6 protein-coding genes are annotated in these 12,109 nt (G+C 72.1%); 2 read left to right on the top strand and 4 right to left on the bottom strand.

The window, feature by feature from the left end; all coding sequences use genetic code 11:
- Nucleotides 1-75: 75 nt before the first annotated feature.
- From SCWH03_RS08795 to SCWH03_RS08785, 3 genes are all read right to left on the bottom strand, one after another.
- The gene (locus SCWH03_RS08795; RefSeq protein ID WP_173263597.1) at nt 76-1,488 is read right to left on the bottom strand and encodes a maltokinase N-terminal cap-like domain-containing protein; all 1,413 of its coding nucleotides are present in this window, start codon (nt 1,486-1,488) and stop codon (nt 76-78) included.
- Nucleotides 1,489-1,713: 225 nt separating this feature from the next.
- The gene (treS, locus tag SCWH03_RS08790) at nt 1,714-3,489 is read right to left on the bottom strand and encodes a maltose alpha-D-glucosyltransferase (protein WP_173263596.1); all 1,776 of its coding nucleotides are present in this window, start codon (nt 3,487-3,489) and stop codon (nt 1,714-1,716) included.
- Nucleotides 3,486-5,471 carry an alpha-1,4-glucan--maltose-1-phosphate maltosyltransferase gene (locus SCWH03_RS08785; RefSeq protein WP_173263772.1) on the bottom strand — a complete coding sequence of 662 codons (1,986 nt, stop codon included), beginning with the start codon at nt 5,469-5,471 and terminating at the stop codon, nt 3,486-3,488. Before SCWH03_RS08785 ends, treS begins: the two co-directional genes overlap by 4 nt.
- A gap of 925 nt (nt 5,472-6,396) precedes the next feature.
- On the opposite strand from SCWH03_RS08785, the gene glgP reads away from it, so the two are divergent.
- Nucleotides 6,397-9,123 (top strand): alpha-glucan family phosphorylase, encoded by a 2,727-nt coding sequence (gene glgP, locus SCWH03_RS08780; protein WP_173263595.1) that lies wholly within the window; start codon nt 6,397-6,399, stop codon nt 9,121-9,123.
- Nucleotides 9,124-9,357: 234 nt separating this feature from the next.
- Here glgP and SCWH03_RS08775 read toward each other — a convergent pair whose 3' ends face one another.
- Nucleotides 9,358-11,379 (bottom strand): M4 family metallopeptidase, encoded by a 2,022-nt coding sequence (locus SCWH03_RS08775; RefSeq protein WP_173263594.1) that lies wholly within the window; start codon nt 11,377-11,379, stop codon nt 9,358-9,360.
- A 532-nt stretch (nt 11,380-11,911) separates the two neighbouring features.
- On the opposite strand from SCWH03_RS08775, the gene SCWH03_RS08770 reads away from it, so the two are divergent.
- On the top strand, nt 11,912-12,097 hold the full coding sequence (locus tag SCWH03_RS08770; protein WP_216854724.1) for a hypothetical protein: 186 nt from the start codon (nt 11,912-11,914) through the stop codon (nt 12,095-12,097).
- The last annotated feature ends 12 nt before the right edge of the window (nt 12,098-12,109 follow it).

Here is a 12,109-nt window from a genome sequence, read left to right as displayed (position 1 = left end):
AGGGAAGGGAAGGGGAGGGAAGGGGAGGGGAAGGGCGGAAGGTCGGGGCAGGGGCGGGAGCGGTGCGGCGGGGTGTCAGCCCGCGGGGCCGGCCAGCCGCTGGATGGCGGACATGGGCACCGGCAGCCAGTCCGGCCGGTGGCGGGCCTCGTAGACGACCTCGTACACGGCCTTGTCGGTCTCGTAGGCGCGCAGCAGTTCCGCCTCGGCCCGCGGGTCGGAGCCCGAGGCGTCGGCGTAGCCCTCGCAGTACGCGGCCCGGCAGCGGGCCGCCCAGGCCGGGTTCCAGGGGCGGTACGAGCGGGCCGCGTAGTCGAAGGAGCGCAGTATCCCGGCGATGTCGCGCACCGGGGGCTGCACCCGGCGGCGTTCGTCGAGCGGGCGGGCGGGCTCGCCCTCGAAGTCGATGACCGACCAGCCCCCGTCGGGTGTGTGCAGGGTCTGGCCGAGGTGCAGGTCGCCGTGGATGCGCTGGGCCCTGCCGTCGCCGTCGAAGGTGGCGCCGGCGATGGCGTCGAAGGCGGCGCGCAGCCCGCGGACGTACGGCAGCAGTGCGGGTACCGCCCGCAGCGCCGCGTCCAGCCGTTCGTTCATCGCCGTCGCCAGGTGCCGGGTCTGGGACCCGCTCAGCGAGACGGTGGGCAGCGCCGCGGCGAGTGCGGTGTGCACCTCGGCTGTGGCCCGGCCCAGGGCCTGCGCCTCGCCGATGAAGTCGTCGCCGTCGGCGAGCGCCTTGAGCGCGAGCCGCCAGCCGTCCTGGGAGCCGCGGAGGAACGGCTGGAGCACGCCGAGGGTGCAGGGCTCGGGGGTGTCCGACTCGAACCAGGCGATGGGCGCCGGCACCCGGCCGCAGCCGGCGCGGGCGAGCGCGAGGGGGAGTTCCAGATCGGGGTTGATGCCCGGGTACACCCGTCGGAAGATCTTGAGGATCAGCGAGTTCCCGTACACCAGGGAGGAGTTGGACTGCTCGGCGTCGAGCACCCGTGCGCGCAGCCCGCCCGGGACGGGGGCGGCCCTCTCGAAGCGCAGCGGGCCGAACCGGCCGGGGGTGCGCAGCCGCTCCAGCAGCAGCCCGGCGAGCCGGGGGTCGTGCAGTCCCTCGTAGACGGTCCGTCCGGCGAGTGGCCCCTCGGCCACGCGGCCGATCAGCGCCGGGGCGAGATACGGGGGCACGGCGCCGCGCACGCCCAGCAGCAGCTGGTAGCAGTCGCCGCCCGCCGCCGCTTCGCAGAGCGCGGACGGTGGGTGCCCCGCGGTGGTCCGCAGGCCCAGGGCCTGGCCGGGCTGCCTGACGCGCAGCAGCAGATGCAGCAGTCCCGGGCCGACCGAGTCGACCGGCAGCAGCTCGACGGCCGCCACCAGCGCGAAGCCGGTGACCGGGTGCCCCTTTCCCGCGAACCACCGCTGCCTGGGCAGCCACTCGCGCAGCAGGGGCGAGAGCGAAGGCAGCAGGGCGACGGGGGTCCGGGTGGATGCAGCCTCCGACATGGCATCGCGTCCTTTCCCCGGGCACACCACAGTTTGCGAAGAGTGTCCCGGATTGCGGCAAATAATAGCTGTCCGGGCTGTGCGTGGGGGTCCCCCCGCCGCAGGCAGGGGGAGTGTCGGCGGAGGATGGTCCGTACGGACTCGGACCGGGTTGCGATATGGGAGGGAGCGTGCCCCGTGCGGGGCGGTCCAACCGCCCCGCACCCGACATGGCAAGTGCCGCGATCAGCCGCCCTCGGGCGTCCGGGCCCCGCGCGCGGACCGGTGTGCGGGGCTCTCCGCGGCCACCGGCTCCTTGTGCAGCCGGAACCAGTAGAAACCGTGTCCGGCCAGCGTCAGCAGATAGGGCCACTCCCCGATCGCGGGGAAGCGGACCCCGCCGATCAGCTCCACCGGATGGCGGCCGTTGTACCGGCGCAGGTCCAGCTCGGTGGGCTGGGCGAAGCGCGAGAAGTTGTTCACGCACAGCACCAGGTCGTCGGAGCCGTCCCCGGTCGCCGGCGCCTCGCGCAGGTAGGCCAGTACGGCCGGGTTGGACGACGGGAGTTCGGTGAAGGTGCCCAGGCCGAAGGCGCGGTTCTGCTTTCTGATCTCGATCATCCGGCGGGTCCAGTGCAGCAGCGAGGAGGGGGACGCCATGGCGGCCTCGACGTTGGCGACCTGGTAGCCGTAGACCGGGTCCATGATGGTCGGCAGATACAGTCGGCCGGGATCGCAGGACGAGAAGCCCGCGTTGCGGTCCGGGGTCCACTGCATCGGTGTGCGCACCGCGTCCCGGTCGCCCAGCCAGATGTTGTCGCCCATCCCGATCTCGTCGCCGTAGTAGAGGATCGGCGAGCCGGGCAGGGACAGCAGCAGGGCGGTGAACAGCTCGATCTGGTTGCGGTCGTTGTCCAGCAGCGGTGCCAGTCGGCGCCTGATGCCGATGTTGGCGCGCATCCGCGGGTCCTTGGCGTACTCCGCGTACATGTAGTCGCGCTCCTCGTCGGTGACCATCTCCAGGGTCAGCTCGTCGTGGTTGCGCAGGAAGATGCCCCACTGGCAGTTCTTGGGGATCCGCGGCGTCTTGGCCAGGATCTCGGACACCGGGTAGCGGGACTCCCGCCGCACGGCCATGAAGATGCGCGGCATCACCGGGAAGTGGAAGGCCATATGGCACTCGTCGCCGCCCGACGGGTAGTCGCCGAAGTAGTCGACCACGTCCTCCGGCCACTGGTTCGCCTCGGCCAGCAGCACGGTGTCCGGGTAGTGGGCGTCGATCTCCTTGCGGACCCGCTTGAGGAAGGAGTGGGTGGCCGGGAGGTTCTCGCAGTTGGTGCCCTCCTCCTGGTACAGGTACGGCACGGCGTCCAGCCGGAAGCCGTCGATGCCGAGGTCCAGCCAGAACCGCAGGGCGGAGATGATCTCTTCCTGCACTGCCGGGTTCTCGTAGTTGAGGTCCGGCTGGTGGGAGAAGAAGCGGTGCCAGTAGTACTGCTTGCGGACCGGGTCGAAGGTCCAGTTGGAGCTCTCCGTGTCGACGAAGATGATCCGGGCGTCCTGGAACTGCTTGTCGTCGTCTGCCCAGATGTAGTAGTCGCCGTACGCGCCGCCCGGGTTCCTCCGGGACTCCTGGAACCACGGGTGCTGGTCGCTCGTGTGGTTCATGACGAAGTCGATGATGACCCGCATCCCGCGCTGGTGCGCGGCGTCCACGAACTCGACGAAGTCGGCGAGGTCGCCGAACTCCGGCAGCACCGACGTGTAGTCGGAGACGTCGTAACCACCGTCGCGGAGAGGGGACTTGAAGAAGGGCGGCAGCCACAGGCAGTCCACACCCAGCCACTGCAGATAGTCCAGTTTGGCGGTGAGGCCCCTGAGGTCGCCGATGCCGTCGCCGTTGCTGTCCTGGAAGGTGCGGACCAGCACCTCGTAGAACACGGCGCGTTTGAACCAGTCGGGGTCCCGGTCCTGGGCGGGGGTGTCCTCGAAGGTGTCGGGGACGGGCTCGTTGACGGTCATGATGAGGGTGACCCTCCGATCGGCGGGGACGGCCGCAGGACGGCGATATGCGCAGGCGTGACGCCCGGCTCGAGGCGCACATAGCTGGTCCTGCCCCAGTGGTAGGTCTCGCCGGTGAGCTCGTCGCGCACCGGTACGGTCTCGTGCCAGTCGAGGCCGAGTTCCGGCATGTCAAACGAGACCGTCGCCTCCTGGGTGTGGTGGGGGTCGAGATTGACGGCCACCACCACGGTGTTCGAATCCGTTCGCTTGCTGTAGGCGATCACGGCGTCGTTGTCGGTGTGGTGGAAGCGCAGGTTCCGGAGCTGCTGGAGCGCCGGATGGCGCCGTCGGATCCGGTTCAGCGCGGTGATCAGCGGGACGATGCCCCGCCCCTCGCGCTCCGCCGACTCCCAGTCACGCGGCCGCAGTTGGTACTTCTCCGAGTCGAGGTACTCCTCGCTGCCGGGCCGCAGCGGGGTGTTCTCGCACAGCTCGTACCCCGCGTACATCCCCCAGGACGGGGAGAGGGTCGCGGCGAGCACGGCGCGGACCTCGAACGCCGGCCGGCCGCCCTCCTGGAGGTAGGCGTGCAGGATGTCCGGGGTGTTCACGAAGAAGTTGGGCCGCATCCAGGCGGCCGCCTCGCCCGACAGCTCCGTCAGGTACTCGGTCAGCTCCTGCTTGGTGGTGCGCCAGGTGAAGTACGTGTACGACTGCTGGAAGCCGACCGCGGCGAGGGTGTGCATCATCGCCGGGCGGGTGAACGCCTCCGCGAGGAAGACGACGTCCGGGTCGGTGCGGTTGACCGCGCCGATGACCTTCTCCCAGAAGGCGACCGGCTTGGTGTGGGGGTTGTCGACGCGGAAGATCCGCACCCCGTGCGCCATCCAGTGGCGCAGCACCCGCAGGGTCTCGGCGACGATCCCCTGCATGTCGCGGTCGAACGCGATCGGGTAGATGTCCTGGTACTTCTTCGGCGGGTTCTCCGCGTAGGCGATACTGCCGTCCGCCCGGTGGTGGAACCACTCGGGGTGCCCGGTCACCCACGGGTGGTCGGGGGAGCACTGCAGGGCGAAGTCGAGGGCGACCTCCATCCGCAGGTCCCGGGCACGGCCCACGAACGCGTCGAAGTCCTCGAGGGAGCCGAGGTCCGGGTGGACCGCGTCGTGGCCGCCCTCCGCCGAGCCGATCGCCCAGGGCACTCCGACGTCGTCGCAACCGGCGCCGAGCGCGTTGTTCGGGCCCTTCCGGAAGGTGCTGCCGATGGGGTGGACCGGCGGGAGGTACACCACGTCGAAGCCCATCGCGGCGATGGCGGGCAGCCGCTGCGCCGCCGTGCGGAAGGTGCCGGAGACGAGCCTTCCCCGCTCGGTCCTGGCGCCCTCGGAGCGCGGGAAGAACTCGTACCAGGAGCCGTACAGCGCGCGGGTCCGCTCCACCTGCAGCGGCAACGGGGGCGAGCAGGTGACCAGTTCCCGCAGCGGATGGCGCTCCAGCGCGGCCAGCGCGTCGGGGGCGAGAGCCGCCGCCAGCCGCTCGCCCTCCGGCCTGCCCTTGTCGCGCAGGGCGTCGGCCGCGGCGAGCACGGCCTCCCGGCCCGCCCGCTTGGGGACGCCCGCGGCGGCCCGCTCGTAGAGCGCCGCCCCCTCCTCGAGGACCAGGGCGGTGTCGATCCCGGCGGGGATCTTGATGCCGGCGTGGTGCCGCCAGGTGGCGAGCGGATCGCTCCACGCCTCGACGCTGTAGGTCCACCGGCCCTCGGCGTCCGCGGCGACCTCCGCCCCCCAGCGGTCGGTGCCGGGCGCGAGTTCCCGCATCGGGGTCCAGGGGCCCTGGCGGCCCCGGGGGTCCCGCAGGACGACGTTGGCGGCCACCGCGTCGTGTCCTTCGCGGAACACGGTGGCGCTGATCCGGAACGTTTCACCGACCACCGATTTAGCGGGCCTTCGGCCGCAGTCGACGAGGGGGCGTACGTCCAGCACGGGAATGCGGCCAATCAGGGTTTTCACGGCATCACCTGGGGGCTGTGCGGGCTCGGCGGGTCGAACGGACGCTCCCACTTCACGGGGGGCGGGTGTTCTTTGTAGCTGCTCCGTTGACGGCTGGCGGGCTGCGGGCATGGCCGCTCCTGTCCGCGTTCACTCGAATGGAAGGGTCGCGAGTGCACTCCGGGCGTACCGGGGGAGCCTTCCCACGCGCTTCGGGTCGACAATCCGGTGGTGCGTTACCTACTAGGGCGTAGGCGGGCGACACAAGGCCGACGCCGTCCGGAGGCCGGTTTCGGGCGCTTCCGGAACCGATCCCGCTGCGCGGGAGAGGACCGTCCTGAACATGTGAAGTCAACTTCGGTCCTCTTATTGCCGGGTTGAGTTCAGTAATTCCTGATCGGTCAGGCACATCCGATCGCCAGGGTCCTTTCCGGCCAATCGCCCCGGTCCGCCGGAATGATCGCGTGTTCTGCCGGAAGGGCCCCGCGGTGCGCCGGAAACATCGCGCGGTGCGCGGAAACGATCGCGGGCTGCGCCGGCCCCTCGCGTACCGTGCGCCGTCGCAGCACTGTGACCGCCGTGACCGCCGTGACCGCCGTGACCGCCGTGACCGCCGGTCCCGCCGGGCGGGCCGGTGCGCCCCGTGCGCCGACCGTGACGGGGCACCGTGCGGCGGCGGCTCGGCCGCCGGCGTCCCGGCCCGGCGCCCGGTACCGCACGCGGTACCGCGGACGCGCCCCGCCCGCCCCGGGCCGCACGAACCCCACCCCCGGGAAAGGGACACGGCACGGCCGGGATCGGCCGATGGTGGCACGGCTCGATGCGCCCTCCTCGCGCCGTGGTTGAGCCGAGCGGCGCGCCACTACGGTCGAGGAGTCGGACGGGCGCACAGCGTGGTGCGCCCCCGGAGGAACCTCAGCCCCCGAAGGTGGGACCCGTGAAGGCCATTCGTCGATTCACCGTCCGCCCCGTCCTCCCCGAGCCCCTCGCCCCGCTCAGTGAGCTGGCCCGCAACCTTCGCTGGTCATGGCATGAGCCGACGCGGGAGCTGTTCCGCCGCGCGGACCCCGACGGCTGGCGGGCGGCCGGCGGCGACCCGGTGCGGCTGCTCGGATCGGTGACCGCCGGCCGGCTCGCCGCACTCGCCACCGACCCGGAATTCCTCTTCCGTGTCTCGGAGTCAGCCCGCGAACTGGACGCCTATCTGTGCGGGCGGCGCTGGTACCAGGAGCAGTCCGCAGACGGGGTGCCGCTGCCCGCCGCCGTCGCCTACTTCTCGCCCGAGTTCGGCGTCACCGCCGCGCTGCCGCAGTACTCGGGCGGCCTGGGCATACTCGCAGGCGACCATCTGAAGGCCGCCAGCGACCTGGGGGTCCCGCTGATCGGCGTCGGGCTGCTGTACCGGCACGGCTACTTCCGGCAGTCGCTGTCCCGCGACGGCTGGCAGCAGGAGCACTACCCCGTCCTCGACCCCGACGAGCTCCCGCTCACCCTGCTCCGGGAACCCGACGGCAACCCCGCCCGGGTGTCGCTGGGCCTGCCGGGCGGCCGTACGCTGCGGGCCCGGATCTGGCAGGCGCGGGTCGGCCGGGTGCCGCTGCTGCTGCTGGACTCGGACGTGGAGGAGAACGCCCCCCGGGAGCGCGACGTCACCGACCGGCTGTACGGCGGCGGCAGCGAGCACCGGCTGCTCCAGGAGGCCCTGCTCGGCATCGGGGGGGTCCGCGCGGTCCGCGCGTACTGCCGGCTCACCGGGCATCCGGAGCCCGAGGTCTTCCACACCAACGAGGGCCACGCCGGCTTCCAGGGGCTGGAGCGCATCCGTGAGCTACTGCCGTACGGCCTCGACTTCGACGCCGCCCTGGAGGCGGTCCGGGCCGGAACGGTGTTCACCACCCACACCCCCGTACCGGCCGGTATCGACCGCTTCGACCGCGAGCTGGTGGCCCGTCACTTCGGTGCGGACGGCGAACTGCCCGGCATCGACACCGAACGGGTGCTGAGACTCGGCACGGAGAGCTACCCCGGCGGCGAGCCCGGGGTGTTCAACATGGCCGTCATGGGGCTGCGCCTCGCCCAGCGCGCCAACGGGGTCTCCACGCTGCACGGCGCGGTGAGCCGTGAGATGTTCCGCGGACTGTGGCCGGGCTTCGACCCCCACGAGGTGCCCATCACCTCGGTCACCAACGGGGTGCACGCCCCGACCTGGGTGGCCCCCGAGGTGCTCGCCCTCGGGGACGACATCGCGGCCACACCGGCCGCCGAGCTCTGGGAACTGCGCCGGGTCCTGCGGGAACGGCTGGTGCGGGAGGTCCGCGAACGGCTGTACGCCTCCTGGCGGCAGCGCGGCGCCGGGGCGACGGAACTGGGCTGGATCGAAGGGGTGCTGGACCCGGACGTGCTCACCGTCGGTTTCGCCCGCCGGGTCCCCGCGTACAAGCGGCTCACCCTGATGCTGCGCGACCGGGAACGGCTGGCGGAGCTGCTGCTCCATCCGCGGCGCCCGGTGCAGATCGTCGTCGCGGGCAAGGCGCATCCCGCCGACGACGGCGGGAAGCGGCTGATCCAGGAACTGGTGCGGTTCGCGGACCAGGAGCGGGTACGGCACCGGATCGTCTTCCTGCCCGACTACGGCATGGCGATGGCGCGGAAGCTGCTGCCGGGCTGCGACGTGTGGCTGAACAACCCGCTCCGTCCACTCGAGGCGTGCGGCACCAGCGGGATGAAGGCCGCGCTCAACGGCGGCCTCAACCTGTCCGTCCTCGACGGCTGGTGGGACGAGTGGTACGAGCCGGACTTCGGCTGGGCCGTGCCCACGGCCGACGGCACCGACGCCGGCGAACAGGACCGTCGCGACGACCTGGAGGCCGCCGCGCTGTACGGGCTGGTCGGGGAGCGCATCGCGCCGCTGTTCTACGAACGGGGCGCGGACGGGGTTCCCGCCCGCTGGACCGAGATGGTGCGGCGCACCCTGACCGGTCTCGCGCCGAAGGTGCCGGCCGACCGGATGGTCCGCGAGTACGTGAACCGGCTGTACGCCCCGGCCGCCCGGGCCCACCGGGTGCTCGCGCTGGACACCGGCGCGGCCGGCGACCTGGCCGTGTGGAAGGCCCGGGTGCGCGCGGCCTGGCGGGGCGTCTCGGTCGACCACATCGAGGTGGGTGCGGAGCCGGGCGCGGTCCGGGGTGCGGACGTGCGTGCGGGCACGGGCCCGGATGCGGAGCCGGGCGCGGTCCCGCACATCGGTGCGGGGGTGGTCCGGGACGCCGGTGTGGGTGGTGGCGCGGGCACGGGTGCGGGCGCGGACATGGGCGCGGACATGGGCGCGGTGCAGCTGGGGTCGACGCTGGTCCTGCGGGTCTGCGTCACGCTCGGCCTGCTCCGGCCCGAGGACGTGGAGGTGCAGGCCGTCGCGGGCCGGGTCGACGCGGACGACTCGATCACCGATCCCGGGACCTTCCCGCTGAAGCCTGCCGCCGGCGGACCCGACACCGGCGGCAGGCTGGTCTACGAGGGTCCGCTGGCCCTGGATCGCACCGGCCCGTTCGGCTACACGGTCCGGGTGCTGCCCGCGCACCCGCTGCTGCCGCACTGGGCGGACCTGGGTCTGGTGGCGTGGCCGACCGGGGCGACGGACGACGGCTCGGGGGTGCTGATGCGCTGAGCCCGGCCGTCACACCGGTCCGGTGGACGGGGCCGGTCCGCTGACCGGAAGGGACCCTGTGACGGGGCCGGTCCGCTGACCGGAAGGGACCCTGTGGCGCGGCCGGTCCGCTGACCGGAGGCGGCCTTGTGACGGGGCCCGGTGGACCGCGGCCCACGCGGGACCGCCCGGGGGAGCGGATGCTCCCCCGGGCGGCCGGGGCGGTGCCGAGGGCGGGTGAACCGCCCGGTGCGCCTACGGGAACGTCAGCTTGACGTTGCTGATGTAACCGGTGTCGTAGCGGGCGATGTCCTGGACCCGCAGGTTCCAGGTGCCGTTGGCCACCTCGCTCGAGGCGTCCACGGTGTACCTCTCGATCACGTCGTCGGCCGAGTCGCTGCCGCTGGAGTTCTTCAGGCGGTAGGCCGTGCCGTCCGGGGCCAGCAGGTCGATGACCAGGTCACCCCGCCAGGTGTGCCGGATGTCGACGTCGACCGCGAGGTTCGACGGGGCGTTGCCGGCGATGCCGGTGACCGCGATCGGGGAGCTGACCGTGCCGAGGTCCGGGATGCTGATGTCGCCGGTGTTCTCGAAGACCTTGCCGGGTCCGGGCTCGCCGCCGGGCCGGGAGCCGACGTTGATGGCCGCCCAGGCGTCGGTCACGGCCTTGACCTCGGCGCTGCTCGCCCCGTACAGCTCCGTGGCGACCGCGAGGGTGCCGGTGCGGGCGCCCGCGTAGTTGGTCGTCGAACTGAACTTCGTGGTGAGCGCCTTGAACCAGATCAGCGAGGCCTTGTCGCGCCCGATGCCGGTGACCGGCAGGCCGTCCGAGGTCGGCGAGTCGTAGTTCACGCCGTTGATGGTCTTCGCCCCGCTGCCCTCGGAGAGCAGGTAGTACCAGTGGTTCGCCGGGCCGGAGGAGTAGTGCACGTCGATGTTGCCGATGCCCGAGTACCAGGAGTCCTTGGACCTGCCGTCCTTGCTCGGCTTGTCCATGTAGCGCAGCGGGGTGCCGTTGCCGTTGATGTCGATCTTCTCGCCGACGAGGTAGTCGCCCTTGTCCTGGTCGTTGGCCGCGTGGAACTCGACGGCGGCCGCGAAGATGTCGGACGTCGCCTCGTTGAGTCCGCCGGACTCGCCGCTGTAGATCAGCCGGGCGGTGTTGGAGGTGATGCCGTGCGTCATCTCGTGCGCGGCGACGTCGATCGACGTCAGCGGCTTGGCATTGCCCGAGCCGTCGCCGTAGGTCATGCAGAAGCAGCTGTCCGACCAGAAGGCGTTGACGTAGTTGTTGCCGTAGTGGACCCGGGAGTACGCGCCGACGCCGTCGCCCCTGATGCCGGAACGGCCGTGCACGTCCTTGAAGTAGTCCCAGGTCAGCGCGGCGCCGTAGTGCGCGTCGGCGCCGGCGGTCTCGGCGTTCTGCGGGGTTCCGTCGCCCCAGACGTCGTCGGTCCCGGAGAACAGGGTGCCGGAGCCGGACGTGCCGCGGTTGAGGTTGTTGGTCTTGTGGCTGCCGCGGGCGGTGTCGGTCAGGGTGTACGACGGCGCGGTGCCCAGAGTCACCTGGCCGCTGTACATCGTGTTGCCCGTGCCCTGCTGGACCGCCTGCCACTCGTACAGCTTGGCGCCGGTCGTGGCGTCGGTGACGACGTGCAGCTCGTTGGGTGTGCCGTCGTGCTGCAGACCGCCCACGACGGTCTCGTACGCCAGTTTCGGCTCGCCCTGCGCCATCCAGACCACCTTGCGCGGCGCGCGCTCGGCGTCGGTGTCCTTCGAGCCCTCCGCGCGTGCGGCGGCCACGGCCTGCTGCTCGGCGGCGGCCGGGGCGAGGTCGGCGCCGGTGTCGATGTTCCGCAGCGCAGAGGCCGACGCCTTGCTGACGGCCTTGGTGCTTCCGGCCTTCGTCGCGGCGACGACCAGGTCGCCGCCGAGCACGGGCAGGCCGGCGTAGGTGCGCTCGTAGCGGGTGTGCGTGGTGCCGTCCCTGTCCTGGACGACATCGCGTACGACCAGCTTCTCCTGGGCGCCGAGGCCGAGTCGGGCCGCGGTCGCGGCCTTGGTGGCGTTGGCCTCGCGGAGCAGCTCGGCCCGTTGGGCGGGGGAGAGCGCCACGGGTAGCGCGCCGGGGTCGGCTCCGGAGGCGGTCTGCTGCTTCGGGGCGGTCGGCGCGGGGGCCGCGGCGGCGGAGCCGGACTGGACTCCGGCGGCCAGGAGGGCTGCGACTGCCAGCAGAGCGCCGGTCGCGGACGCGCGACGGCTGGGCATGGGTCTCACGCGGACTCCTTCTGCGAGGGGGGTCACGGGCGGCTGGGTGGGCCGCCCGGCAGATCTGAGGAGCATGTCGTGCGTGGCTCGGTGGAAGCGTCGCAGGAGTGAACTGTTCCTGTCAGGGCCGCGTCAAGAGATTGGCCGGATCGGGTTCGTTGTGTGAGAGGTCGTGTTCGTTAAGAGGACGTTTCGCCCGGCGCCCCGCGGTTGCCGTCCCGAGGCCGCGGTGGGCCGAGTTGGGCGGCGCCGGCGGGAAGCGGACTGAAGACATCCGCTACGGGATCTCGGAGGGCAGATGCTACGCGCCGCCCGCCCGGCCGACGCCCCGGCATGGCGCGTTCCGGCCGTGCGGCCGCCGCGCGGGGCCCTGCTGTCCGCCGGTAGCCGTCGAACCGTACGGCTGCCCCCGGTCGTGCCGGGTGCGGCGAACGGCTCTGCCGGGGCCCTGGGGAATGACTGAAAAGGCGTCAGCCTTGTGGCGGCGGAACAGCTCTCGGACGGGAGCCCAGCCTGTCGGAGGCAACCCGGTACAAGCCGCGTGGCCCCGTTTTCGGACCGGCCCGTGCAGGCGGCGGCCGCCAGCGGTGGTGGGCGGGTACGTGAGGCCGAGCGGGCCGGGCTGGAGCGGCTGCGTTGGGAGATCGGGGAGAAGAACAAGCGGATCCGGGAGCTGGAGATGGTGCGCGATGTCTTCGAGCGACGCATTGCCCTCCGGGTGAAGTGACCGAGAACGCTC

Origin of the sequence: Streptomyces pacificus (genome assembly GCF_011766325.1) — a bacterium.
Lineage (GTDB): Bacteria > Actinomycetota > Actinomycetes > Streptomycetales > Streptomycetaceae > Streptomyces > Streptomyces pacificus.
The sequence above is the reverse complement of the archived record's forward strand: the minus strand, read 5'-3'. Positions and strand labels throughout refer to the sequence as shown.

Coding starts and splice junctions, on each gene's coding strand:
- SCWH03_RS08795 (WP_173263597.1), bottom strand. CDS start 1,488: ATGTCGGAGGCTGCATCCACCCGGACCCCCGTCGCCCTGCTGCCTTCG.
- treS (WP_173263596.1), bottom strand. CDS start 3,489: ATGACCGTCAACGAGCCCGTCCCCGACACCTTCGAGGACACCCCCGCC.